Annotated in this window: 22 protein-coding genes and 1 riboswitch; of the genes, 9 read left to right on the top strand and 13 right to left on the bottom strand. The window is 72.8% G+C overall.

Features of this window, described 5'->3' with window-relative positions:
* Positions 1-148 precede the first annotated feature (148 nt).
* Positions 149-910 (bottom strand): hypothetical protein, encoded by a 762-nt coding sequence (locus tag ABD317_RS10570; protein ID WP_344289531.1) that lies wholly within the window; start codon positions 908-910, stop codon positions 149-151.
* 80 nt (positions 911-990) lie between these two features.
* On the opposite strand from ABD317_RS10570, the gene ABD317_RS10565 reads away from it, so the two are divergent.
* Together ABD317_RS10565 and ABD317_RS10560 are read left to right on the top strand one after the other, a co-directional pair.
* A complete protein-coding gene (locus ABD317_RS10565; RefSeq protein ID WP_344289530.1) occupies positions 991-1,959 on the top strand; it encodes a diacylglycerol/lipid kinase family protein in 969 nt (322 codons plus the stop codon).
* Between the two features lie 313 nt (positions 1,960-2,272).
* Positions 2,273-2,530 (top strand): WhiB family transcriptional regulator, encoded by a 258-nt coding sequence (locus tag ABD317_RS10560; RefSeq protein ID WP_101421667.1) that lies wholly within the window; start codon positions 2,273-2,275, stop codon positions 2,528-2,530.
* A 205-nt stretch (positions 2,531-2,735) separates the two neighbouring features.
* On the opposite strand, the gene ABD317_RS10555 is transcribed toward ABD317_RS10560, so the two are convergent.
* Entirely contained in the window at positions 2,736-4,217 is a 1,482-nt protein-coding gene (locus tag ABD317_RS10555) for a histidine kinase N-terminal domain-containing protein (protein ID WP_027753979.1), read from the bottom strand.
* A 297-nt stretch (positions 4,218-4,514) separates the two neighbouring features.
* The gene (locus ABD317_RS10550; RefSeq protein WP_344289529.1) at positions 4,515-5,147 is read right to left on the bottom strand and encodes a TetR/AcrR family transcriptional regulator; all 633 of its coding nucleotides are present in this window, start codon (positions 5,145-5,147) and stop codon (positions 4,515-4,517) included.
* Between the two features lie 80 nt (positions 5,148-5,227).
* Here ABD317_RS10550 and ABD317_RS10545 point away from each other — a divergent pair, with 80 nt between their 5' ends.
* Positions 5,228-5,980, top strand: coding sequence for an SDR family oxidoreductase (locus ABD317_RS10545; RefSeq protein ID WP_027753981.1), 753 nt, complete (start codon positions 5,228-5,230; stop codon positions 5,978-5,980).
* A gap of 218 nt (positions 5,981-6,198) precedes the next feature.
* Here ABD317_RS10545 and ABD317_RS10540 read toward each other — a convergent pair whose 3' ends face one another.
* From ABD317_RS10540 to ABD317_RS10520, 5 genes are all read right to left on the bottom strand, one after another.
* Positions 6,199-7,248 carry an SIS domain-containing protein gene (locus ABD317_RS10540; RefSeq protein WP_027753982.1) on the bottom strand — a complete coding sequence of 350 codons (1,050 nt, stop codon included), beginning with the start codon at positions 7,246-7,248 and terminating at the stop codon, positions 6,199-6,201.
* Between the two features lie 61 nt (positions 7,249-7,309).
* Positions 7,310-8,884: a glycoside hydrolase family 3 N-terminal domain-containing protein gene (locus ABD317_RS10535; protein ID WP_344289528.1), complete on the bottom strand. Its 1,575-nt coding sequence runs from the start codon at positions 8,882-8,884 to the stop codon at positions 7,310-7,312.
* Positions 8,885-8,943: 59 nt separating this feature from the next.
* A complete protein-coding gene (locus tag ABD317_RS10530; RefSeq protein ID WP_027753984.1) occupies positions 8,944-9,774 on the bottom strand; it encodes an ABC transporter permease subunit in 831 nt (276 codons plus the stop codon).
* Complete coding sequence (locus tag ABD317_RS10525) at positions 9,771-10,754, bottom strand: ABC transporter permease subunit (RefSeq protein WP_027753985.1); 984 nt, start codon at positions 10,752-10,754, stop codon at positions 9,771-9,773. Before ABD317_RS10525 ends, ABD317_RS10530 begins: the two co-directional genes overlap by 4 nt.
* 92 nt (positions 10,755-10,846) lie before the next feature.
* Positions 10,847-12,133, bottom strand: coding sequence for an extracellular solute-binding protein (locus tag ABD317_RS10520; protein WP_344289526.1), 1,287 nt, complete (start codon positions 12,131-12,133; stop codon positions 10,847-10,849).
* A gap of 316 nt (positions 12,134-12,449) precedes the next feature.
* Between ABD317_RS10520 and ABD317_RS10515 the strand changes: the two genes are divergently transcribed.
* The 6 genes from ABD317_RS10515 to ABD317_RS10490 all read left to right on the top strand — a co-directional run bounded on the left by ABD317_RS10515 (position 12,450) and on the right by ABD317_RS10490 (position 20,295).
* Positions 12,450-13,256, top strand: coding sequence for a GntR family transcriptional regulator (locus ABD317_RS10515; RefSeq protein ID WP_344289525.1), 807 nt, complete (start codon positions 12,450-12,452; stop codon positions 13,254-13,256).
* Positions 13,257-13,427: 171 nt separating this feature from the next.
* Positions 13,428-15,671 (top strand): carbon starvation CstA family protein, encoded by a 2,244-nt coding sequence (locus ABD317_RS10510; protein ID WP_344289524.1) that lies wholly within the window; start codon positions 13,428-13,430, stop codon positions 15,669-15,671.
* The gene (locus ABD317_RS10505) at positions 15,668-15,871 is read left to right on the top strand and encodes a YbdD/YjiX family protein (protein ID WP_344289523.1); all 204 of its coding nucleotides are present in this window, start codon (positions 15,668-15,670) and stop codon (positions 15,869-15,871) included. The genes ABD317_RS10510 and ABD317_RS10505 overlap by 4 nt, the downstream gene beginning before the upstream one ends.
* Before the next feature lie 94 nt (positions 15,872-15,965).
* Positions 15,966-16,484: a GNAT family N-acetyltransferase gene (locus ABD317_RS10500; protein WP_344289522.1), complete on the top strand. Its 519-nt coding sequence runs from the start codon at positions 15,966-15,968 to the stop codon at positions 16,482-16,484.
* A 47-nt stretch (positions 16,485-16,531) separates the two neighbouring features.
* Positions 16,532-16,678, top strand: a riboswitch (cobalamin riboswitch).
* Between the two features lie 162 nt (positions 16,679-16,840).
* A complete protein-coding gene (locus ABD317_RS10495) occupies positions 16,841-19,276 on the top strand; it encodes a ribonucleoside-diphosphate reductase subunit alpha (RefSeq protein WP_344289521.1) in 2,436 nt (811 codons plus the stop codon).
* On the top strand, positions 19,273-20,295 hold the full coding sequence (locus ABD317_RS10490) for a ribonucleotide-diphosphate reductase subunit beta (RefSeq protein WP_344289520.1): 1,023 nt from the start codon (positions 19,273-19,275) through the stop codon (positions 20,293-20,295). Before ABD317_RS10495 ends, ABD317_RS10490 begins: the two co-directional genes overlap by 4 nt.
* A 107-nt stretch (positions 20,296-20,402) precedes the next feature.
* Here ABD317_RS10490 and ABD317_RS10485 read toward each other — a convergent pair whose 3' ends face one another.
* The 5 genes from ABD317_RS10485 to ABD317_RS10465 all read right to left on the bottom strand — a co-directional run.
* Positions 20,403-21,137: a D-Ala-D-Ala carboxypeptidase family metallohydrolase gene (locus ABD317_RS10485; RefSeq protein ID WP_344289519.1), complete on the bottom strand. Its 735-nt coding sequence runs from the start codon at positions 21,135-21,137 to the stop codon at positions 20,403-20,405.
* 171 nt (positions 21,138-21,308) lie between these two features.
* On the bottom strand, positions 21,309-21,956 hold the full coding sequence (def, locus tag ABD317_RS10480) for a peptide deformylase (RefSeq protein ID WP_027753994.1): 648 nt from the start codon (positions 21,954-21,956) through the stop codon (positions 21,309-21,311).
* 84 nt (positions 21,957-22,040) lie between these two features.
* A complete protein-coding gene (locus tag ABD317_RS10475; RefSeq protein WP_027753995.1) occupies positions 22,041-23,033 on the bottom strand; it encodes a tetratricopeptide repeat protein in 993 nt (330 codons plus the stop codon).
* A 164-nt stretch (positions 23,034-23,197) separates the two neighbouring features.
* Positions 23,198-24,481: an HD-GYP domain-containing protein gene (locus ABD317_RS10470; RefSeq protein ID WP_344289518.1), complete on the bottom strand. Its 1,284-nt coding sequence runs from the start codon at positions 24,479-24,481 to the stop codon at positions 23,198-23,200.
* On the bottom strand, positions 24,478-25,469 hold a 992-nt coding region (locus tag ABD317_RS10465; RefSeq protein WP_344289517.1), incomplete at its 5' end, for an HD-GYP domain-containing protein. The genes ABD317_RS10470 and ABD317_RS10465, both read right to left, overlap by 4 nt.

The following is a 25,469-nucleotide window of genomic DNA, read 5'->3' as shown; positions in this document are numbered from 1 at the left end:
CGTGGCCCGTTCCGGGGCGCCCGGAGCGTCCGTACGGGCGCACGCGGTCCGCCAAGGGGTTCTTCCGTGCCGTACGGGTCGTGCGGGGCCGTGGACGGCCCTACGCCCGCTCCCCCGGCCCGCCGCCCGGCGCCGCCCGGCGGCTGCGCTACGCCGTCCGGCTCGGCCCCACGCCCAGCGCCTCCGCCGTGCTCGGGCTGAGCACGCACACGAGCGCCACCAGCGCGACCGCGCCCAGCAGCAGCCCCAGCGGCAGCATCACACCGCCCGCGGACGACATCGCCCAGGCCACCGGCAGCGCCAGGATCTGCGTGATCATCGAGGGGCCGCGGCTCCACCGGCGCTGCCGCCACAGCCCGGCCGCGGCGGCCAGCGGCAGCGCGGCGAGCCCCAGCACGGTGAGCCCGCCGAAGACGGCCTGGCGGGTGCTGTCCGGTTCGCCGAAGACCCCCAGCACCAGCTCGTAGCAGCCGAAGGCCGCGATCACGAGCCCCTCGACCCCGCTGAGCACGGCGGCGACGGCCACCCGCGGCGGGCGCGGCCCGCGCTCACCGGCGGCCGGCTCCTCCCCGCCGTCCGCGGCCTCGCCGGCCCCGTCCGGCGCGGTCGCCGGCTTGCCCGCGGCGGAGTCCGGCTCGCCCGCCCCCTTGTCCGGGCCCTGCTTGGCCGAGGTGTCCGGGCGCTGCCCGGCCGAGCCCCGCTTGCCCGGCGCTCGCCCGTCCGGCTCACCCGGCGCGGGCCTGCGCTCGGTGGCCCTGCGCCTGCCCGCCGTACCGGCCCCGCCGGTCGCTTCGGGCGCCTCGGCGGCTTCGGCCGCAGAAGGCCTGTCCCGCCCCGTCCCGGCCACCTTCTCCTGCCCGGACCGAGCGGGCGACCGCTTCCGCCCGCCCCGGCCCTGCGCTCCGCTCATGCTCTCCAGCCTACTGGGCCGCCCGGACCCCCTCCGCCGGGGCTGGGCCGGTCTACTTCGCGGTAGGTAACCTGCTTGCCATGCGTGCGCTCCTCGTGGTCAATCCCGCCGCCACCGACACCAGTGCCCGGACCCGCGACGTGCTGATCCACGCACTCGCCAGCGACCTGAAGCTGGAGACGGTCACCACCGAGTACCGGGGCCACGCCCGCGACGTCGCCCGGCACGCGGCGGCCGGCGGCGAGGTCGACCTCGTCGTCGCCCTCGGCGGTGACGGCACCGTCAACGAGGTCGTCAACGGCCTCCTGCACGACGGCCCCGCCCCCGGGGAGCTGCCCCGCCTCGCGGTCGTCCCCGGCGGCTCCACGAACGTCTTCGCCCGCGCCCTCGGCCTGCCCAACGACGCGGTCGAGGCCACCGGCGCGCTGCTGGACGCCCTGCACGACGGCAGCGAGCGCACCGTCGGCCTCGGGCTCGCCTCCGGCACCCCGGACACCGACGACGAGGGCGCGCCTTCGCGCTGGTTCACGTTCTGCGCGGGCCTGGGCTTCGACGCGGGCGTCGTCGGCCGCGTCGAGCAGAAGCGCGAGCGCGGCAAGAAGTCCACGCACCCGCTCTACGTCCGGCAGCTGCTGCGCCAGTGGCTCGGCGAGGGCGACCGCCGGCACGGCGCGATCACCCTGCGGCGCCCGGCCGAGGACCCCGTCGAGGGCCTGGTGCTCTCGCTCGTCTGCAACACCTCGCCGTGGAGCTATCTGGGCAGCCGCCCCCTCTACGCGACCCCCGGCGCGTCCTTCGACACCGCCCTCGACGTGCTCGGACTCGCCCGGCTGTCCACCCCGGCGCTGCTGCGCTACGGCACCCAGCTGCTCACCTCCTCGCCGGAGCGCGGGCCGCACGGCAAGCACGCGCTGTCGCTGCACGACCTCACTGACTTCACCTTGGAATCACAGGCACCGACGCCCTTCCAGATGGACGGTGACCACCTCGGGCTGCGTACGAGCGTGACCTTCACAGGCGTACGGCGCGCACTGCGTGTGATTGTGTGAGTGGAAGGCCCGAAAGTCCTTCCAGTCGAACGTTTAGGCTGCGCATCACCCCCTCGAAGTGGGGCCGTGAGCCAACTGAGACCAAGGAATCCAAAGAAACTTCCCTGAAGGGGTTGTATCCGAAGCTGAGGTTTGCGAACCTTCTTCATGGCGGCCGGAGCGCCTCCCCCCGCGGGACATGCCTCCAGCGCACTCGCCCCCTCCACATGTTGAAGGTCACACCGGAAATCTGGTTCGGACCCCTTCACTTGTCGGAGGATTCGTGAAAGCGTTCACATTCACAAGCAACTCAACGCGAAGAGATGGAGCAGTCATGGACTGGCGTCACAACGCCGTTTGCCGCGAGGAAGACCCCGAGCTCTTCTTCCCGATCGGCAACACCGGTCCTGCGCTGCTGCAGATCGAGGAAGCCAAGGCCGTCTGCCGTCGCTGCCCCGTGATGGAGCAGTGCCTGCAGTGGGCGCTGGAGTCCGGCCAGGACTCCGGTGTCTGGGGTGGCCTCAGCGAGGACGAGCGCCGCGCGATGAAGCGCCGCGCCGCCCGTAACCGGGCGCGCAGGGCAAGCGCCTGACCCGACACCCCCCGGATGCGCGAGGGCGCCGTGGGTCCCACGGCGCCGCTCTCCCCGAGCCGCAGCGCAGCAGCCACTAGCCACACCCCGAGCACCTCAGAGCCCCGGAGCCGTCGGCCCGGGGCTTTTTGCTGCCCGCCGCACCGCCGCCGCACCCCGTTCCCGGACGGGCCGTCAACCGGCGTACGTCCAACCCACCGGCGCGTCAGCGCTTTTCGGGTTGCACGGGGATGTCGAACACCACCCGGGTGCCGCCCTCCGGCGCCCGCGCCATCGAGAACGTGCCCGCCAACTCCCCCTCCACCAGCGTCCGTACGATCTGCAGCCCCAGGCTCCCGGACGCCGCCGCGTCGAACCCCTCCGGCAGCCCGCGCCCGTCGTCCTGCACGGTGACCAGCAGCCGGCTGTCCTGCCCCCCGCCGGAGCGCAGCGCCGTCACCTCCACCCGCCCCGTCTCCCCCGGCCCGAAGCCGTGTTCCAGGGCGTTCTGCAGCACCTCGGTCAGCACCATGGACAGCGGGGTGGCGACCTCCGCCTGCAGCACGCCGAAGCGGCCCGTGCGGCGCCCGGTCACCCGGCCGGGGCTGATCTCCGCGACCATCGCCACCACCCGGTCGGCGATCTCGTCGAACTCCACCGTCTCGTCCAGGTTCTGCGACAGCGTCTCGTGCACGATGGCGATCGAGCCGACCCGCCGCACCGCCTCGTCCAGCGCCCCCCGCGCCCGCCCGTCGGGGTCCTCGGCGGCCAGCCGGCGCGACTGCAGCCGCAGCAGGGCGGCGACGGTCTGCAGGTTGTTCTTCACCCGGTGGTGGATCTCCCGGATGGTGGCGTCCTTGGTCATCAGCTCGCGCTCGCGCCGCCGGATCTCGGTGACGTCGCGCAGCAGCACCAGCGACCCGATGCGCGCCCCGCGCGGCTTCAGCGGGATCGCGCGCAGCTGGATGACGCCGCCGTTGCCCTCCACCTCCGCCTCCCGCGGCGCCCAGCCGCTGGCGAGCTTGACCAGCGCCTCGTCCACCGGCTCCTTGCTGACGGCCAGCTCCGAGGTGGCCCGGCCGAGGTGGCGGCCGACGAGGTCGGCGGACTGGCCGAGGCGGTGGTAGGCGGAGAGCGCGTTGGGCGAGGCGTACTGCACGATGCCGTCCGCGTCGAGCCGGATGAGCCCGTCGCCGACGCGCGGCGAGGTCTCCGTGTCGCCCTGCTGCCCGGGGTAGGGGAACGCGCCGGCGGCGATCATCTGCGCCAGGTCGGAGGCGCTCTGCAGGTACGTCAGCTCCAGCCGGCTGGGGGTGCGCACGGTCAGCAGGTTGGTGTTGCGGGCGATGACGCCCAGGACGCGGCTCTCCCGGCGCACGGGGATGGATTCGATCCGTACGGGCACCTCTTCGCGCCACTCCGGGTCGCCCTCGCGCACGATCCGGCCCTCGTCGAGGGCGGCGTCCAGCATGGGGCGCCGGCCGCGCGGGACGGTGTGGCCGACCATGTCGTCCTGGTACGAGGTCGGGCCGGTGTTCGGGCGCATCTGGGCGACGGAGACGTAGCGGGCGCCGTCGCGGGTGGGGACCCAGAGCACGAGGTCGGCGAAGGACAGGTCGGCGAGCAGCTGCCACTCCGAGACGAGGAGGTGCAGCCACTCCAGGTCGGTCTCGCTCAGCGCCGTGTGCCGGCGGACGAGTTCGTTCATGGACGGCACACCTGGAGCCTACCGGCGAGACCGGCCGGCATCCGCGGCGCGGGCCGCGGGCCGCGACGCACTTCGGGCCGCGGTACCTGGACCGGGACCCTCAACCCGTCCGGCACCGCGGCCCGGAGCCAAGCACCGGTGCGCATGCCGCGGGATGTGCGGCCCCGCGGCCTCGCAGCCGGTGAAAGAGGCCGGCGACGCAGTCAGGGCAGAGAACGTCCCGGGCCTCGTTCCACCCCGTCGTGCGGAAGGGGTGGAAGCCTGACAAGCATTGTGGACTAGACCACTACCGGCTGTCTACGCCCCGGACGCACCGACTTCGCCGCCCTGCGCCGCCACCGCGAGGCCCGCCGCGGCGATCTCCGCCACCCGCTCCAGCAGGTCCCGGTCGGCGCCGTCCCTGGCCTGCGTGGACATGCCCTGGAGCACGGCTCCGGTGTAGCCGGCCAGCTTCTCGGGGTCGGTCTGGGCCGGCAGCACGCCGGCGGCCACGTCGGCGCGGACCCGCGCGGTCAGGTTCGCGAGGTTCAGGGAGCGCAGCTCGCGCATCTTGTCCACCACCTCCGGGGTGGTGGCGCTCACGCCGACGCTGAGGATCATGCAGCCGCGCGGGTGGTCGGGCGCGGTGTAGCCGACGGCGGCCTCGCGCAGGATGCGCGTGAAGGCGGCGACGGCGGTGGGCTCCTCGGCCAGGGCGCGGTCGATGAAGGTGCCGTTGTCGGTACGGGCGTAGGCCTCGACCGCGGCGTCGAAGAGCGCCTCCTTGTCACCGAAGGCGGCGTACAGGCTGGGCGCGCCGATCCCGAGGGCGCGGGTGAGGTCGGCGACGGAGGTGGCCTCGTAGCCGTACTGCCAGAAGGCGTGCAGGGCCTTCTCCAGCGCCTCGTCGCGGTCGAAGGAGCGGGGGCGTCCGCGCTGCTTGGTGGCCATGGCACCTATTCTATAGCGCCCGCTAGACAATGTGATACGGTCCTTTCTGTAGCGACCTTTACAGAAAGGAGGGCGCGGCCATGGGCGCGCTCACTGGGAAGACGGCGCTGGTCACGGGCGCAAGCCGGGGGATCGGCCGGGCGATCGCGGAGCGGCTGGGGCGGGACGGCGCCCGCGTCGCCGTGCACTACGGCAGCAACGAGACGGCGGCGAAGCAGACCGTCGCGGCGGTCGAGGCGGCCGGGGGCGAGGCGTTCGCGATCCGGGCCGAGCTGGGCGTGCCGGGCGACGCGGCGGCCCTCTGGGCGGAGTTCGACCGGCACGCGGACGGGCTCGACATCCTCGTCAACAACGCCGGCATCGGCCTGCAGGCGCTCATCGAGGACACCGAGGAGGCCGACTTCGACCGGCTGTTCGCGGTGAACACCAGGGCGCCGTTCTTCGTCACCAAGATGGGCCTGCCCCGGATGCGGGACGGCGGGCGGATCGTCAACGTCTCCACGCTGGCCACGCACGCGGCGCTGATGCCGACGCTGCTGGCCTACACGATGTCGAAGAGCGCGGTCGACGCCTTCACCAAGTTTCTGTCGAAGTCCGTGGGCGGGCGGGGCATCACCGTCAACGCGATCGCGCCCGGCGCCCTCGACACCGACATGAACGCGGCCTGGCTGCGCGACAACGACGACGCCAAGGCGGGCATCGCCGCGACGTCGCCGCTCGGCCGGATCCCGGAGGTGGACGAGGTCGCGGACACGGTGGCGTACCTGGTCTCCCCCCGGGCCGGGGTGCTGACCGGCACGTACGTCGACGTCTCCGGCGGCGTGCTGCCGTAACGCACGGTACGGGCGACGGGCCCGGCTCCGCGGAGGAGCCGGGCCCGTCGCCCGTTGACGATCAGCGGGTCAACGGGTCTCGGTGACCTTCGCCAGCGAACGCGGGGCGTCCGGGCTCCTGGGGGCTCCGCCCCCAAACCCCCACCCGGGGGCTACGCCCCCGGACCCCCGCTGCGCCGGCCCGAGCCCGGCACCGCACCAGGATCCCCGCGGAGCGCCTACCGCGTCTCGGTGACCTTCGCCAGCGAACGCGGGGCGTCCGGGTCCTGGCCGCGGGCGATGGTGACCTCGTACGCGAGCAGCTGCAGCGGCAGGATCTCCAGGATCGGCTGCACCTCCTCCGCCACCCCCGCCGTCGGCAGCACGAAACCCGCCGCCGCCGCGTCGACCTGCGCCTTGGGGCCGATGACGACGAGGTCCGCGCCGCGGTCCCGCAGCCGGTCCAGCACCGGCTGCAGCGCCTCGCCGCCGCGGCCGTCGGTAACGATGGCGATGACCGGCGAGACGTTGTCGACCATGGCCAGCGGGCCGTGCAGCAGGTCGGCGCCGGAGTAGGAGAGCGCCGGGATGTACGACGTCTCCATCAGCTTCAGCGCCGCCTCCTTGGCCGTCGGGTAGCCGAAGCCGCGCGAGGTGAGGACCATCCGCTCGGCGAAGCGGTAGCGCTGCGCCAGGGCCTTCACCTCGTCCTGCCGGGCGAGGACCTGCTCGGCCAGCTCCGGCAGCACCGCGGCGGCCTCGCCGCGCCCGCCGCGCATGCCCTCGACGAACAGGTAGAGCGCCAGCAGCGAGGCGGTGTACGTCTTCGTCGCCGGCAGCGCCTTCTCCGGGCCCGCCTGCACGTCGATGTGGTACTCGCTGACGGCGGCCAGCGGGGAGTCCGGGTTGTTCGTCACCGCCAGCGTGACGGCGCCGGCCTCGCGGGCCGCCCGGGTGGAGGCGACCAGGTCGGGCGAGCCGCCGGACTGGCTGACGGTGATCACCAGCACGTCGGTGAGGTCCTGCCTGGCCTCGTACGCCGTCGTGGTCGACATCGACGTCAGCCCGCAGGGCAGCCCCAGCTGGATCTCCAGCAGGTACTTGGCGTACAGCGCGGCGTTGTCCGACGTGCCGCGCGCGGTGAGCAGCGCGAAGCGCGGCGCGCGGGCGGCGATCGCCTCGGCGACCCGGCGGATCTCCGGGGCGCCGTGCGCCAGGACACGGCGCAGGGCCTCGGGCTGTTCGGCCATCTCGCCGGCCATGATCCGGCCCGGCTGGGCGGTGGTCATGCGGGGTGCCTCCGTATGCGGTCTCAGGTGCTGCAGGCGGTGCGGGCGGTACGGGTGGCGGTCAGGCCCCGGCGCCCTTGCCGGTGACGACCTCCGCGGCGGCGCGCCCGCAGACGCGGGCCGCCCCGTGCGTCGCGATGTGCAGCGCCCCGCGCGGCGGCGCCTGCGGCACCCCCATCTCCACCACGACGGTGTCGGGACGGGCGTCGAGCAGGGCGTCGAGCGCGTCCGCCATCCACGGGTGGCGGTGGACGTCGCGCACCACTGCGACGATCCTACGATTACCGGCTGCCGCGAGCACATTTGCGGTCAGCGCCGACAAACCCTCCCGGCTCGCCGCGTCGGCACCGCCGCCGTCGCCCCCGGCGCCCGCCGCGGAGCCGTCGAAGACCGCGGACTCGGTGCCGGGCAGCTCGCGCTCCAGCTCCGCGCCCACGCCCCACGGGGTCTCCCGGCCCACCGCGATGCTGGCCACCGGCGTGAACCCCGCGACGTACACCGGGCCGGCCGGCGGCACGTAGTCCGCGGCGCCGGTGACGCGCAGCGCCCGGCGTGCCGCGGCCTGGCCGACGGCGGGGTCCGGCGCGATCCCCTCCGCCGCGCCGCCCGCCTCCGACGCCGACCAGGCCGCGAGCGCACGTACCCGGGCGGCGGCGTCGGCGAGCCGCTCCTCGGGCAGGTCCCCGCTGCGCACCGCCGCCACCAGGGCGTCCCGGGTGCGCAGCACGATCTCCTCGTCGCCGCGGGCGCCGATGCACATCGCGTCGGCGCCGGCGGCCACGGCCCGTACGGCGCCGCCCTCGATGCCGTACGTCGCGGCGATGGCCTGCATCTCCAGCGCGTCGGTGATGACCAGGCCGGCGAAGCCGAGGCCGCCGTCGGCGACGGGGGCGCGCAGCAGGCCCGTCAGCACCGCGGGGCTGACGGTGGCGGGCAGGTCGGTGCGCAGGGCGGGCAGCAGGATGTGCGCGCTCATGACGGCCTTGGTGCCGGCCGCGACCGCGGCCCGGAACGGCACCAGCTCGCGCTCGCGCAGCACGTCGACGGGGACGTCGATCCGCGGCATGGCGTCGTGCGAGTCGACGTTGGTGTCGCCGTGCCCGGGGAAGTGCTTCGCGCAGGCGCTGACGCCCGCCTCCTGCAGGCCCTCGATGTACGCGGCGGTGTGCCGGGCGACGAGGGCGGGCTCGGCGCCGAAGGAGCGGACGCCGATGACGGGGTTGTCGGGGTTGGAGTTGACGTCCGCGGACGGCGCCCAGTCGAGGTTGACGCCGACCTCGGCGAGCCGGCGGCCCAGCTCGCGGGCGACGGCCCGGGTCAGGGCGGGGTCGTCGACGGCGCCGAGGGCGAGGTTGCCGGGGAACGAGGAGCCGGTGCGCACCTCAAGACGGGTGACGTCGCCGCCCTCCTCGTCCATCGCCACCAGCACCTCGGGCCGTACGGCGCGCAGCCGGGCGGTGAGCCGGGCGACCTGCTCGGGGCTCTCGATGTTGCGGCCGAAGAGCCCGACGCCGGTGAGGCCCTCGTCGAGGCGGCGCAGCACCCAGTCCGGGGGCTCGGTGCCCAGGAAGCTCGGCTGCAGTACGGCGAGGGCGTCCCGGGTCAGCGTGTCGGTGGCCCCTGCGAGTGTGGTCATGGGCGTCGTGCGTCCCTTCCCGCGGCGGGTGGTCCCGCCGCAGCTTACGAGGTGGTGCGTCAGCCCTTCACGGCACCCGCGGTGAGGCCGGCGGTGACCTTGCGCTGCAGGTAGAGGAAGAGCAGGAGGATGGGCAGGGAGAACAGCGACGCGGCGGCCATGGTGGCGCCCCAGTCGTCGCCGAAGTTGGTCTGGAACTGCGACAGCCACAGCGGCAGGGTCTGCGCCTCGGCCTCCTTGTTGACCACGAGGACGAGGGCGAACTCGTTCCAGGCGGTGATGAACCCGAAGAGCGAGGTGGCCATCAGGCCGGGCGCCAGCAGCGGGAAGATCACCTTTCGGAACGCCTGCGTCCGGGTGGCGCCGTCGACCATGGCCGCCTCCTCCAGGTCCTTGGGCACCGCGGCCACGTAGGTGCGCAGGGTCAGGATGGTCAGCGGCAGCACCATCACGGTGTAGAAGAGCGTCAGCGGCACCAGGCTGTTCAGCATGTCCGCGTCGCGCACCAGCATGTACACCGAGATGACCATGACCTCCCAGGGCGCCATCTGCGCGAACATGAACAGCAGGATGACGCCGGTGCGGCCCCGGAAGCGCATCCGGGCGATGGCGAAGGACGCGAAGAGGGCGATGAGCAGCGAGCAGCCGACCGCCAGCAGGGTCACCGTGAGCGAGTTCTGCCAGAAGTTCCAGAAGTTGTCGGCGTCGAAGGCCGTGCGGTAGTGCTCGAAGGTCGGGTCCACGGGGAACCAGACCGGGTCGTCGCTGAGGATGTCGCCCCTGGGTTTGAAGGACGTGGCGAACATCCAGTACACGGGGAAGAGGAAGAGGGCGAACAGCACCAGGGCCGTCGCGTTGGGCCAGAAGCGGCCGAAGAGCGAGCGCTTCACGAGTCTTCCCTCTCCTGCTTCAGGACCATGCGGATGTAGTACGACGTCATCCCGAGGAGAACGAGGATGGTGAGCACGGAGATCGCCGCGCCCATGCCGTAGTGCTGGTTGCCGACGCCCTCGACGAACGCGTAGACGGGCAGCGTCTCGGTGAGCCGGTCAGGGCCGCCGCCGTTGATCGCGTAGACGTGCGGGAACGCCTTGAAGATCCAGATGATCTCCAGGAACGTGGTGACGAACAGGAACGGCTTGATGAACGGCAGGGTCACCGAGGAGAAGGTGCGCCAGCCGCCGGCGCCGTCCAGGCTGGCGGCCTCGTACAGCTCCTTGGCGATCGTGGTCGTGGCGGCGTAGAGGTTGATCGCCACGAACGGGATCGAGGTCCAGACGAGCATCACGGTGATCACGAAGAACGTGGAGAACTGGCTGCTGGTCCAGCTGTAGTCGGCCATCGAGTGCCAGCCGAGCTTGTCCAGGACCCAGTTGACGACGCCGTAGCGCTCCGCGAACAGCCACTGGTAGACGGTGGTGGCCGCGATGATGGGCATGGCCCAGGCGAGCACGAGCGCCATCAGCAGCGTGAGCCGCATCTTGCGGCCGAGCCGGGCGAGCAGCAGCCCGATCAGGGTACCGAACAGCATGATGAGCGCGACGTTGACCGCGGTGAAGATCATCGTCCGGAGCGTGACGCGCCAGAAGTCCTCTCCGCCGAGGACGTCGGTGTAGTTGTCGACGCCGTTCCAGACGGTGAGGTGCTGGATCAGCTCCTTCATGCCGAGTTGCTGGAACGACAGGATGACGTTCTTCACCAGCGGCCAGCCGAGCAGGATCGCGGTGATCGCCAGCGCGGGCAGCAGCAGCAGGTACGGCAGGGCGCCGGCGGAGACCTGGGACTTGCGGTGGCGGCCGGGCGGTGGGGATGGGGTACGGGTGCGGCCTGCGACCTTCTCGGCGGCCGGCCCCGGTGTCTGCACAGTCATGGATGCGGCGATCTCTTCGGGACGAGGTGGTTTCGGACCCGCGGGTGCGGGCGGGGCCGGGTGCGTACCCGGTCCCGCCCGCCCGGTGTCTCTTACTCCTGCGAGAGGCGCTCGTTCAGGTCGTCCTCGACCGACGCGGCCGCTTCCTCGTGCGAGTCGCCGTTGAGGAAGGCGGTCATGTAGGACTTGATGGGGTTGGGAGTGTTCTCCACCGCGCCCCACTCCGGGATGAGCGGCGTGGTGCCGCCGACGGCGGCGGCCGGCGCCGCGGCCTCGGCCGCCTCGTTGCCCTCCAGCTTCGACAGCAGCGAGTCCTTGTTGGGGATCACGCCGTTGGCTGCCGCGAGGGCGCCCTCGTGCTTGTCCGAGAGCACGATCTTCAGGAACTCCTGGGCCAGCTCCTGCTTGTCACTGCCCGCGGCGATGGCCAGGTTGGAGCCGCCGAGGAAGACGCTCTCGGGGGTGTCGGCGGTATCACCGGGGATGGTGAAGTAGCCGATCTCCTTCTCGAAGTTCTTGTCCTTGCTGGCCTCGACCGCGATGCCGGACTCCCAGCCCATGCCGATGATCGCGCCGGTCTTGCCCTTGCCGAAGACCTCGCCCTGCTGCGGGGTGGCCTCGTCCTTGTCCTTGGGTGCCGTGGAGTAGTCGGCGTACTGCTGGTAGATCTCCATCGCCGCGCCGACCTTGGGGTCGGAGAGGTTCGAGACCCACGCGTCGCCGTCCTTCTTCACCAGCTCGGCGTCCTGGCCGATGAGCAGGCCGTCGAAGAAGTACCAGTTCTGGCCGGGCATGTAGATCGGCTCGGCGTCGGTGTTCTTCTCGATCTTGTCGAAGGCGGCGAAGAGGTCGTCACGGGTCTGGGGTATCTCCGTGACGCCGGCTTCCTTGAAGATCGACTTGTTGTACATCACCACGCGGTTCGCGAAGAACCACGGGGCGGCGTACTGCTTGCCCTCGTAGATCGACGACTCGTTGAGGGACTCGGTCCACTCGGTGCCGATCTCCTCCTTCAGCTCGGTCAGGTCGGACAGACCGCCGGTCGCCGCGTAGGCGGGCGTCTGGGTGTTGCCGACCTCGACCACGTCGGGCGGGCTCTCCTCGGACAGCGCGGTGGTCAGCTTCTGCTGAATGCCGTTCCACTGCTGCACCTTGTACTCGAGCGTGGCGCCCGTCTTCTTCTCGAACTCGGCCTTGACGTCCTTCAGCCAGTCGTCCGGCGTGGACCCGTCCATGGCCCAGAAGGTGAGCGTCTCGCCCTCGTACGAACCGGCCCCCTTGCCCGCGCCGTCACCGTCGTCACTGTCGTCAGAACCGCAGGCGGCGAGGCTTGCCACCAGGCCAGCCGCCGCCAGCACCGCTACCGCCGTGCGCTTCACGTCACCCTCCTCAACATGCCGGCCCACGCCCCCCTGCCGTCGTTCGCCAGCGATTCGCCACCGAAAAGTCCTTGCTCCCGGACCCTGCCCGTGGAGTGGACTTGTGGTCTTTAATGGTTTAGACCAGGTTGACGGTCTTGGTCTGGACCAATCGTGGAACGAAGCCTGGCCTAGACCAATGAGGGTGTCAAGGGTGTGCGGCCTGCTGGTTCGGCTTCCGTTACCGGACCGACATGTGAGCAATCCCGTCGCCCGCGGGCGCACCGACGGGTGACGAGCCGTGCCAGGATGTGAGCCGCTACCAGACGGAGGAGTCATGAGGACGAACGCCGGACCGGCCGAGGGAACGCCGGCTGCGACGGTACCGGCAGCCGACGAGCCGGGACGCGCCGGGGGGAGCGCCGGGCGGACCACCCGGGTGCCCAAGTACTACCGGCTCAAGCGGCACTTGCTGGAGATGACCGAGACCCTGCCGCCCGGCACCCCGGTGCCGCCGGAGCGCACCCTCGCCGCCGAGTTCGACACCTCCCGTACGACCGTGCGCCAGGCGCTGCAGGAGCTGGTCGTGGAGGGGCGGCTGGAGCGTATCCAGGGCAAGGGCACCTTCGTGGCCAAGCCCAAGGTGTCGCAGGCGCTCCAACTGACCTCGTACACCGAGGACATGCGCGCCCAGGGCCTCGAACCCACCTCGCAGCTGCTGGACATCGGCTACGTGACCGCGGGCGACCAGCTCGCCGAGCGGCTCGACATCGCCGCCGGCGGGCGCGTGCTGCGCATCGAGCGCCTCCGCCTGGCCAACGGCGAGCCGATGGCCATCGAGACCACCCACCTGTCCGCCAAGCGCTTCCCCGCGCTGCGCCGCAGCCTGGTCAAGCACTCCTCCCTCTACACCGCGCTCGCCGAGGTCTACGACGTCCACCTGGCCGAGGCCGAGGAGACGATCGAGACCTCGCTCGCCACGCCCCGCGAGGCGGGGCTGCTGGGCACGGACACGGGCCTGCCGATGCTGATGCTCTCCCGCCACTCCGTGGACACCCACGGCGAGCCGGTGGAGTGGGTCCGGTCGGTGTACCGCGGCGACCGCTACAAGTTCGTCGCCCGCCTCCGCCGCCCGGTGGGCTGAGCGGCCACCGCACCGCCGCGGCGGTTCCGCCGCGGCGGTCCCCCGGAACCGTCCCGGCCGGCTGCCTCCCCCCGCACAGACAACGCCGATCGCCCCGGTGCCGGCGCCCACACCCTGCTCTACATTTCCAGCGCACCGCTAGAGAGTGAGAGTTCAGGGGACGGAGCCGCCATGACAGTGCAAGCACCCCCGGCCGGACCACCACGACGGGGCGTCGAGCCCAGAACCGTAGCGGTCTGGACCGCGGTCGCCCTCGTGGGCGCCCTCGGCTGGACCATGCTGGCGCTCTCCCGCGGGGAGGAGGTCTCCGCCGCCTGGATGGTGGCCGCGGCCCTCGGCTCGTACGCCATCGGCTACCGCTTCTACTCGAAGTTCATCGCCTACCGCGTGCTCGGGGCCGACAAGACCCGGGCCACCCCGGCCGAGCGGCTCGACAACGGCATCGACTTCCAGCCCACCGACCGCCGGGTGCTCCTCGGCCACCACTTCGCCGCGATCTCCGGCGCCGGCCCGCTGGTCGGCCCGGTGCTGGCGGCGCAGATGGGCTTCCTGCCGGGCACGATCTGGATCGTCGCGGGCGTGATCTTCGCGGGCGCCGTGCAGGACATGGTGGTGCTGTTCTTCTCCACCCGCAGGAACGGCCGCTCGCTCGGCCAGATGGCGCGCGAGGAGATCGGCCCGGTGGGCGGCGCCGCCGCGCTGGTCGCGGTCTTCGCGATCATGATCATCCTGCTGGCGGTGCTCGCGCTGGTCATCGTCAACGCGCTGGCGGAGTCCCCCTGGGGCACGTTCTCCATCGGCATGACGGTCCCGATCGCCCTGTTCATGGGCTTCTACCTGCGGATGATCCGGCCGGGCCGGGTCGCCGAGGTGTCGCTGATCGGCATCGGCCTGCTGCTGCTCGCGCTGGTCGCGGGGCGCTGGGTGGCCGAGTCCTCGCTCGCGGACACGTTCACGCTGAGCAAGGAGACGCTGGTCGTCTTCATGGTGATCTACGCCTTCGTCGCCTCCGTGCTGCCGGTGTGGATGCTGCTCGCACCGCGCGACTACCTGTCCACGTTCATGAAGCTGGGCACGATCGCGCTGCTGTTCATCGGCGTGGTCGTGGCCGCGCCGACGCTGAAGATGGAGAGCGTCACCGACTTCGCCGGCGAGGGCACGGGCCCGGTCTTCGCCGGGTCGCTGTTCCCGTTCGTCTTCATCACCATCGCCTGCGGCGCCCTGTCCGGCTTCCACTCCCTCATCTCCTCCGGCACCACGCCGAAGATGGTGCAGAAGGAGACGCAGGTGCGGATGATCGGCTACGGCTCCATGCTGATGGAGTCCTCCGTGGCGATCATCGCGATGATCGCCGCCTGTGTGCTGGACCCCGGGCTGTACTTCGCGATGAACTCGGCGCCCACGGTGATCGGCGACACCGCGCAGTCGGCGTCCCAGGCGATCCAGGACTTCGGGTACGAGATCACCCCGGCGGCGCTCCAGGCGGCGGCCGACTCCGTCGAGGAGTCGACGCTGCTCTCCCGTACCGGCGGCGCACCGACGTTCGCCCTGGGCGTCTCGGACATCTTCTCCAACGTCACCGGGGACAGTCTGAAGGCGTTCTGGTACCACTTCGCGATCATGTTCGAGGCGCTGTTCATCCTGACCGCCCTGGACGCGGGCACCCGGGTGGGCCGCTTCATGCTGCAGGACACCCTCGGCAACATCTACAAGCCGCTGAAGCGCGTCAGCTGGTGGCCGGGGCTCATCGGCACCAGCGCGGTCGTCGTGGGCCTGTGGGGCTACTTCCTGTGGGTCGGCGTCAACGACCCCCTCGGCGGCATCAACCAGCTCTTCCCGCTCTTCGGCATCACCAACCAGCTGCTCGGCGCGGTCGCGCTGACGGTCTGCACCACGCTGCTGATCAAGTCGGGGCGGCTGAAGTGGGCGTGGGTGACGGGCATCCCGCTGATCTGGGTCGCGGTGGTCACGCTCACCGCGAGCTGGCAGAAGGTGTTCTCCGACGACCCGCGGGTCGGCTTCTTCGCCCAGGGCGACGTGGCGCAGGAGGGCATCGACTCCGGCGAGCTGTCCGGGCAGGAGCTGGAGGACGCGGAGACGATCGTCACCAACACCACGGTCGACGGCGTGCTGTCCGCGGTCTTCGCGCTGCTGGTGGTCGTCGTGATCGTGGACGCGGCCCGGGTGTGCATCAAGTCGCTGCGCACCCCGGAGTCGGTGGTCAGCCACGAGGAGCCGTACCACGAGTCGTCGTACGTGGCGCCCGCGCAGCTGCTCCCGACCGCGGAGGAGAAGGCGGAGCTGGCGGCGGCCGGCCTGGGCAGCGGCGGCGGGTTCCTGCCGGGCACCGGGCCGGGCGGCGGGCCGGACGGCGGGCCGGGCACCGGCGGCGCGAAGGACGGAGGAAGCTCATGACCGGGGCGGCGGCGCTGGTGGCGGCCGGGCGCAAGGTGTGGTGGTACGTCCGCGAGGTGGTCGGCGACACGGCGTACGAGCGCTACGTCGAGCACCTGCGCCGGCACGACCCCGACGCGGAGGTGCCCGACCGGCGCGAGTTCGAGCGGATGCGCACGGACGCGGGCGACGACCCGCGCAAGGGCTTCCGCTGCTGCTGAGACGGCGTACGCGCACGGCCGGGCGTACGGGCCGCCGTCCCCGGGGGCGGGGGACGGCGGCCCGTTGTCGGTGGGGCAGGGCAGACTGGGCGGCATGGACTTCACGGTGCGGCCGGTGCGGCCGGAGGAGTACAAGCGGGCCGGTGACCTGGTCGCCCAGGCGTATCTGGCGGACGGGCTGCTGACGTTCGGCGAGGACGACACGTATGTGCACGACCTGCGCGACGTGCCGGCCCGGGCGCGGGCGAAGCGCGCGGAGGTGCTGGTCGCGGTCGACGGGGACGGCCGACCGGACGGCGGGCTGGTGCTGGGCAGTGTGACGTTCGTGACGGCGGGATCGCCGTACGCGGAGCTGAGCGGGCCCGGCGAGGGCGAGTTCCGGATGCTGGCGGTGGCGTCGGAGGCGCGCGGCCGGGGCGTGGGCGAGGCGCTCGTACGGGCCTGCATGGACCGGGCCCGGGAGCTGGAGGCGCGGCGGATGGTGCTGTCCAGCGCCCCGGACATGACGCCGGCCCACCGGCTGTACGAGCGGCTCGGGTTCATACGTACCCCGCAGCGCGACTGGTTCCCGCTGCCCGGTTTCCCGCTCTGGGCCTTCGTCGCCGAGCTCTGAGGCGCAACACAACATATAGGGGTGGCTCCACATCGGGCTACTAGATGTATGCTCGTCTCAGCTGCCGCGCAGGGAAATTCCGGTGGAAGTCCGGAGCTGTCCCGCAACGGTGAGCGATGTGCCGTCATGCCCGCCCCGCGCCCGCATGCCCGTCCGTCGTGAGCCCGAACACCTCCGGCAGCGATCGATGACGTCCGGGTCTCGCGGATTGGGCTCACGGACGCAAGCGGGTCCGCCGCCGGCGGTGTTCGGCCGGAGGACCGCCCACGCGCGCCCCGCCGCCGTGGGGAGCCCGCGTGCGCCCGTACGGCAGCCTCTCCCCGCGCGGCCCCCGCCGAGCGAGGGAGAGCAGCATCTTGACGATCGCACCACCGGCCGCGCATACGGAGCCCGCCTCAGCCACCCCCCGGGACACTCCCCGCGCCGACGACGGCCCGGCCGCGGCGCTCGCCCGCACCCTCGCCGAGCTGACCGCCGACCTGCCCGCCACCAACCCGGCCCGGGTCGCCGCGGACGCCCTGCGCGGACGGCGTCCGGACTCCGGCGAGGCGGAGTTGCGGGAGCTGGCCACGGATGCCGCGGCGGCGCTGATCGCCGAGGAGCCGGAGTACTCGCGGCTGGCCGCCCGGCTGCTGACCCGGGCCATCGCGGAGGAGGCCGCGGCCGCGGGCGCGACGAGCTTCTCCGCGGGCGTCGCCGTGGGCCACCGCGAGGGCATCGTCGCCGACGCCACCGCGGCCTTCGTCCGGCGGCACGCCGCGCGCCTCGACGCGCTGGCCGACGCGGCCGTGGCGGACGGCCTCGACGACCTCTTCGGCTACTTCGGCCTGCGCACGGTCCACACCCGCTACCTGCTGCGCCACCCCACGGAGCGCGGCGTCATCGAGACCGCCCAGCACTTCTTCCTGCGCGTCGCCTGCGGCCTCGCCGCCGACGGCTCCGAGGCCGCCGTCGGCGAAGTCGCCGAGCTGTACGGGCTCCTGAGCCGCCTGGACTACCTGCCCTCCTCCCCCACCCTGTTCAACTCCGGCACCCGCCACCCGCAGATGTCGTCCTGCTACCTGCTGGACTCCCCGCTCGACGAGCTGGACTCGATCTACGAGCGCTACCACCAGGTCGCCCGGCTGTCGAAGCACTCCGGCGGCATCGGCATCCCCTTCACCCGGGTGCGCTCCCGCGGCTCGCTGATCCGCGGCACCAACGGCCACTCCAACGGCATCGTCCCGTTCCTGCGCACCCTCGACGCCTCCGTCGCCGCCGTGAACCAGGGCGGCAAGCGCAAGGGCGCCGCCTGCGTCTACCTGGAGCCCTGGCACGCCGACGTCGAGGAGTTCCTGGAGCTGCGCGACAACACCGGCGAGGAGGCCCGCCGCACCCACAACCTCAACCTCGCGCACTGGATCCCCGACGAGTTCATGCGCCGCGTCGAGGCCGACGGCACCTGGTCGCTGTTCTCCCCCGCCGACGTGCCCGAGCTGGCCGACCGCTACGGCGCCGACTTCGACGCCGCGTACACGCGCGCGGAGGCGGAGGGGCGCTACGTCCGGCAGGTCCCGGCCCGGCAGCTGTACGGCCGGATGATGCGCACGCTCGCGCAGACCGGCAACGGGTGGATGACGTTCAAGGACGCCGCCAACCGCACCGCCAACCAGACCGCGGAGCCCGGCGCCGTCGTGCACTCCTCGAACCTGTGCACCGAGATCCTGGAGGTCTCCGACGACGGCGAGACCGCGGTGTGCAACCTGGGCTCGGTCAACCTCGCCGCCCACCTCGCGGACACCGCCGGGGGCTGGGAGGCGGCGATGGACTGGGAGCGGCTCGACGCCACGGTCCGCACCGCCGTGACGTTCCTCGACCGCGTCGTCGACGTCAACTACTACCCCACGCCGCAGGCCGCCGCGTCCAACTCCCGCTGGCGGCCGGTGGGTCTGGGCGTGATGGGCCTGCAGGACGTCTTCTTCCGGCTGCGGCTGCCGTTCGACTCCCCCGAGGCGCGGGCGCTGTCCACCCGGATCGCCGAGCGCATCATGCTCGCCGCCTACGACACCTCCGCCGCCCTCGCCGAGCGCCACGGCCCGCACCCGGCGTGGTCCCGCACCCGCGCCGCCCGCGGCGTGCTGCACCCGGACCACTACCCCGAGGCGGACGCGGTCTGGCCGGAGCGCTGGAGCGCGCTGCGCGCGCGGATCGCCGGGACCGGCCTGCGCAACTCCCTGCTGCTGGCCATCGCGCCGACCGCGACGATCGCCGCCATCGCCGGCGTCTACGAGTGCATCGAGCCGCAGGTCTCCAACCTCTTCAAGCGCGAGACGCTGAGCGGCGAGTTCCTGCAGGTCAACTCCTACCTCGTGGCCGAGCTGAAGAAGCTGGGGGTGTGGGACGCGCGGACCCGCGAGGCGCTGCGCGAGCACGACGGGTCCGTACAGGAGCTGACCTGGATCCCCGAGGAGGTCCGGGCGCGGTACCGCACGGCGTGGGAGCTGCCGCAGCGGGCGCTGATCGACATGGCCGCGGCCCGTACGCCGTACCTCGACCAGGCCCAGTCGCTCAACCTCTTCGTGGCCGCGCCGACGATCGGCAAGCTCAGCTCGATGTACGCCCACGCCTGGAAGTCCGGGCTGAAGACGACGTACTACCTGCGCTCGCGCCCGGCGACCCGCATCGCCCGCGCGGCCCGCGCCGCCGCGCCCGCGGCCCCCGTCCCCGTACCCCCGCCCGGGCGGCAGCCGCACGGCGACGACGCCGCCGCCTGCTCCCTGGAGAACCCCGAGACCTGCGAGGCCTGCCAGTGACCACCGCCGCCACCGGGACCGGGAACCTGCTGGACCCGGGCTTCGAGCTGACCCTGCGCCCCATGCGCTACCCCGAGTTCTACGAGCGCTACCGGGACGCCATCAGGAACACCTGGACCGTCGAGGAGGTCGACCTCCACTCCGACGTCTCCGACCTCGCCCGGCTCTCGCCGGGCGAGCAGCACCTCATCGGCCGGCTGGTGGCGTTCTTCGCCACCGGCGACTCGATCGTGGCGAACAACCTGGTGCTCACCCTCTACAAGCACATCAACTCGCCGGAGGCCCGCCTCTACCTCTCCCGCCAGCTCTTCGAGGAGGCCGTGCACGTCCAGTTCTATCTGACGCTGCTCGACACCTACCTCCCCGACCCGGACGAGCGGGCCGCGGCGTTCGCCGCCGTGGAGAACATCCCGTCGATCCGGGAGAAGGCGCAGTTCTGCTTCCGCTGGATGGACTCGGTGGAGGACATCGAGCGGCTGGAGACCAGGGCGGACCGCCGCCGCTTCCTGCTCAACCTCATCTGCTTCGCCGCCTGCATCGAGGGCCTGTTCTTCTACGGCGCGTTCGCGTACGTCTACTGGCTGCGCTCCCGCGGCCTGCTGCACGGTCTGGCGACCGGCACGAACTGGGTGTTCCGCGACGAGAGCATGCACATGGACTTCGCGTTCTCCGTGGTCGACACGGTGCGCCGGGAGGAGCCCGGGCTGTTCGACGAGGAGCTGGGGCGGCAGGTGCGCGACATGCTCGACGAGGCGGTGCGGGCGGAGCTGCAGTTCGCCCGGGACCTGTGCGGCGACGGCCTGCCGGGGATGAACACCGAGTCGATGCGCGCGTATCTGGAGTGCGTGGCGGACCAGCGGCTGGTGCGGCTGGGCTTCACGCCGGTGTACGGGTCGCAGAACCCGTTCGCGTTCATGGAGCTGCAGGACGTGCAGGAGCTGACGAACTTCTTCGAGCGCCGCCCGTCCGCCTACCAGGTGGCCGTGGAGGGCTCGGTCGCGTTCGACGACGAGTTCTGAGCGGCGGAGCCGGCCGGCCCCGCCACGGGGGGCGGGTCCGCCCGGCGCCTGCTCGCCGGTGCGGCGCCGTTGCCGCACCGGTTGCGGTCCGTCCCGGTCTCCCGCGGTCAGATGCCGCAGGAGGGAGCGGACCAGTAGCGGGAGGTCCGGCCGTCCACGTGCACGTGGTCGTTGTGACCCGGGTAGCCGGGACCGAGGATCCCGCCGAAGCCGTGCGTGCGCGCCTGCCGTGCCAGCGTGCAGAACGACGGGGTGCCGGTGAGGTCGGCCGCCGTGCCGTACAGGTGCTGGCTGTTGGAGGAGCCGCCGACCGCGCTGTTGCACGAGTACGAGCGGAAGCCGCTGCTGACGGTGATCGGCCTGTCGCCCAGGGCGTGCCGCATCGCCTCCAGCTTCCACATGGTGCGCTTGGCGTTCTCCTTGGCTCTGGAAGCCGAGACCGCTCCGCCGCCCCAGGTGGAGTTGCACCTGTTCAGCTCGCCGTACGTGAAGTGAGCAGGTGTGCAGTCGCCGTCCTGCAGGGCGTAGATCTTGCTGTACGTCTGGGAGCCGGCGACACCGTCCGCGCTGAGCCCGTACGCCCGCTGGAACTTGGTGACGGCGGCCTTCGTGCGGGCGCCGTACTGGCCGTCGATGGCGAGGATCTCGCCGGACGTGACGTGGCCCGCCACCCGGATCTGCAGCTGGGTGACGTCGGAACCGGACATGCCTTGCTTGAGCGTGCGGTTCCAGGTGTAGCACGAGTCCGCCTGCGCGGTGCCGGCGGTGGCGACCGTGCCGACGACACCTGCCGCCGCGATCATGACAATACTGAGGATGAGTCTGACCGTACGTCTGAGCATCGGGCCTCCGTGCCGTGCGAATGGGGGGCTCCGAGCGTCGCGCGCGGCGGGCGCACGGTCAACGGACCGCCGTGCCACCAGTGGTCCAGACCACCGCCGTAACCGTCGCGCAAGAGGCGGCGGTTACGGACACACGGGGCGGCGGCACCGGAACGGCCGGACGGCCGTCCGTCAGACGTTGGGGACGGTCTCGTAGCGCGGGGTGTTCTCCGCCATCTGCTGCATGACGTCCTTGCGCTCGCGCTTGGAGAGCCGGTCGATGTAGAGCCGCCCGTAGAGGTGGTCCGTCTCGTGCTGCAGGCAGCGCGCGAAGTAGCCCGTGCCGTGCACCAGGACGGGGTTGCCGTCGAGGTCCCGGCCGCTGACCACCGCGTAGTCCGGGCGGGCCAGGGACATGTACGCGCCGGGGACGGACAGGCAGCCCTCGTTGCCGTCGTCGAGCTGCCGGTTCCCGGCGGGCAGCTCCTGCAGCACGGGGTTGCACACCGCGCCCACGTGCCGTACGCCGTCGTCGTCCGGGCAGTCGTAGACGAAGACCTTCAGGTCCACGCCGATCTGGTTGGCCGCGAGCCCCACGCCCTCCGCCGCCCGCTGGCTGGCGAACATGTCGTCCACGAGCCGCCGCAGCGTGTCGTCGAACTCGGTGACGTCCCGGCACTCGCGGTGCAGCACCGGGTTGCCCACGACCGTGATCGGCCGGACCGTGCCCCGCTCGCGGGCCTCCCGCTCGCGCGCGTCGGCGTCCGTCACGTCGTCGAGGAACGCGTCCGGCGACTCCGCTTCCCGCCCCGCCTGCTGCTGCTCCGCCTGCTGCGTCATCCTCGCCGTACGCCTTCCTGGTTCCCGCCCTCACGAGCTTCACGAAAAGACCGGAGTCCAGGGTACGGCCAGGCGCCGACAGCCTCAGACGACTTCCTCCAGATCCCGCCAGTCCCGGGTGTCCGGGCTGTCCGCGGCCCAGCTCTCCAGCAGCCCGCGCACCAGCGACGCGGGCGCGGCTATCCCGCACTCCCGCTCCGGCACCCACAGCCCGTCCTCGGTGCGGTGCACCAGCGGCCCCGGCTGGCCGGGCTCGCTGTGGTCGTGCGGGTCGAGGGACGTCTGCAGCGAGTCCTCGGCGCTGGGCATGCAGCTCTCCGAGCAGGTACGGCAGAGCAGCCGCACCGACGACGACCAGTCCTCCGCCGCGTACCCCGCCTCGGCCGCCAGCTGCTCGACCGCGTCCCGGTCCGCCTCCGTGGCCGCCTCCAGCAGCACCACCCACGTCGGCACCGGCGACGGCGCCCACAGCTCTATCTCGTCGAAGACCGGGTACGACGGGCCCGCCAGCGTCGCCCGCTCACCGTGCGGCACCCCGTCGTGCAGCACGACCTCGCCCCAGCGCCGCCCCGACGACGGCAGCGGGATGCTCTGCACCTCAATGCGCGCGGGGTCCAGCCGGCGGCCCCAGACGACCTCCGCCTCGCCCTCCGGCGACAGCCGGACCGCGGCGCTGCCCAACTCCATGTCCTCCGGCGGCTCCCCCGCCCCCTGGTGCGCGGCGCCGCCGGGCACGCGCAGCCCGTACGCCTCCCAGGCCCGCCGCGCCAGCGGCCAGTCCTGCAGCGCGGTGGCGGCGATGCCGACGTTCCACCAGTCGGGCGCGCCCGTCTCGCGGTCGAGCAGCGCGACGGCCCGCAGGCCGGCGGCGCGGGCCTGCTCCCAGTCGTGCCGGAACTTGTGCAGCAGGGCGAGGTTGAACCACGACTCCGACAGCCAGGGCTCCAGGCCCGCGGCACGGGTGAGCAGCGCGCCCGCGTCGTCGTACCGGCCGTCGCCGATCAACGTGAACGCGCGGTCGGTCGCCTGCCGCCACGAGGCGGAGGGCCGATGCCGTGTTCTGCCGAAGATCTTCACGATTCCTGCCTGCCGTCTTTGACTCCAGGATGACCACTGTGCGCCCCGTCCGCACGGCGTGCGCTACCAGGGGCGTCGCTGCCTCCCCGCAACTTCCTGTCCGCTCGGGTGCCGGGCTATGCCCGCATCCAACCACGCGGTGCCGTACACCCGCTTCTTACCGGTCAGTTCACAGCCGCACCACTCGCCAGCACCTCCCGTAGCGCGTCCACCACGGCCGGGTCGTACTCGGCGCGACCGGCCAGGCGCAGCCGCTCCAGGGCTGCGTGCGGCCCCGCGACGACCGCGCCCTCACCCTTGGCGTTCCCCGCGACCAGGGCGTCGTATGCGGCGGCCACGCGCACGATACGGGCCGCGACCGGCTGGTCACGGTACGGCTCCGCCTGCCGCTCCACCACGACGGCGACCTCCGCGGCCACCCCGGTCTGCCGCACCACGGCGCCGCCCAGCAGGGCGATGCGCCGCCGGTCGGCGCGGCCGGCGGCGGCGGGCACGGGGTCGGCCAGCGACAGCTTGCCCAGGTCGTACATGAGCGCGGCCTGCTCCAGCACGTCCAGCTCCCGCTCGGACAGCCCCCGCACCCGCCCGATCGCCCGGCTGAGGGAAGCGACGCGGCGGACGTGGCCCGGAGGGTGGAAGCCGGCCATCTCGGTGGCGCGGGCGAGGGAGGCGATGGTCTCGCGGTACGTGCGGCGCACCGCGGCGTAGCGGCGGAACGAGACCTGGGTGAGCAGCAGCGGCAGGCTCAGCACGGGCAGCGCCCACGGGCCGGCCACCTGCGCGGCCAGCGCGATGACCACGCCGGTCGCGCACATTGCGGAGCCGATGCCGGGCAGGGCGCGCAGCTCGTCGCGCAGCAGCGGCCCGTACGGCCAGCCGGTGCGGGCGCGGGCGAGGCAGGCGGCAAGCACGGCGTCGCAGAGCGCGGTCAGGGCCAGCACGCCGAGGAGCGCCAGGACGTAGCCGGGCCCGGCGGTGGGCGCGCCGGGCGGGCCGCCCTCGCCGTCCGGGGCGCCGACGCAGAGCGGGCGGCAGCAGGCGGCGGCGAAGGCGGCGCCGAGCACCCGGCGGACCAGGTGCTCGGCGGTGGGGCCGCGGCCCCGGGCGACCTGCGGGACGGCGCCGACCACGGTGGCGGTGAAGGAGACGGCGGCGATCTCCAGCACGGCGCCGACGGCGGGGGCGGCGGGGACGGCGAGCAGGGCGTAGCCGAGCGCGCCGGCGGTGGCCAGGGGCGCGGGGAAGCGCGCGGCGGCGCCCGCGCGGTGGTCGCCCGCGACCTCGCCGAGCACGATGAGGAGGCCGAAGGCGAGCGCGGCCGCGGGCTGGGCGAGGCCGTGCGCCAGCGTCCAGCAGAACCCGGCCGCGGTCACCGCCCCCGCGGCCCCGACCGCGACCCGGACCTCCGGCGGGGTCCGGTGGCGGGGGTGCAGAACCGATTCGCTCACGGCGCGCCGCCGCTGCGTGCGACGGCCTCGCCCGGGCCGCCCGCCGCGCGCCCCCCGCTCCCGCCGGCCCCTCCGCTCAGCGGCGCCGGGACCGCCGCGGGCTCGTCCGCGGTGACCTCGGCGTGCCAGCCGCGGCGCTCGATCGCGCTGTCCAGCGCGTGCACCATCCGGGGGTCGAACTGTTCGCCCGCGCACCGCCGCAGCTCCGCCAGCGCCGCGGGGACCGCGCGCGCCCTGCGGTAGGAGCGGGTCGAGGTCATGGCGTCGAAGGCGTCGGCCACCGCCACCACCCGGGCGTATTCCGGAATCCGCGCGCCGGTGAGCCCGTACGGGTAACCGCGGCCGTCCATCCGCTCGTGGTGGTGCAGGATCGCCGAGCGCACCTCCTCCAGGAAGCCGATGCCGCGGACGATCTCGTGCCCGTACTCCGGGTGCAGCTCGATGATCCGCCGCTCCTCGGGGGTCAGCGGCCCGTCCTTGCGCAGGATGCGCGTCGGCACCCCGAGCTTGCCGACGTCGTGCAGGATCCCGGCGAACCGCAGCACCTCCTGCCGGCGCTCGTCCATGCCCAGCTCGCGCGCGATGAGCACCGACGCACGGCCGACCCGCTCGCTGTGCCCGCGGGTGTAGCGGTCCTTGATATCGACGGCCTGCACCAGCGCCCGGATCGTCGCCTGGTGCGCCGCGCGCTCGCGGTTGGCCTGGGCGAACGCCCAGCAGGAGATGGCCATCGGCAGCAGTACGAGCAGCCCGCTGGCGGGGCCGTGCGGGCTGTGCCAGAGCATCGCCAGCAGCAGCCCGGCGAGCCCGTGCACGAGGTACGCGCCCGCCGCCGCGGGCGCACCGGTGAGCGCCGCGCGCGGCGCGCGGCGCTCGGCGGCGACCTGCATCAGCGCGTCCAGGCAGGTGAGCACGGTCCAGAAGGCCGCGACCGCGGCCAGCGCGGCGGGCAGCAGCTCGGGGAACCCGGCCGCGCCGAGCCCGGCGG

Source organism: Streptomyces synnematoformans (assembly GCF_039531005.1).
GTDB lineage: Bacteria > Actinomycetota > Actinomycetes > Streptomycetales > Streptomycetaceae > Streptomyces > Streptomyces synnematoformans.
This window is presented reverse-complemented; position numbering and strand designations above follow the sequence as displayed.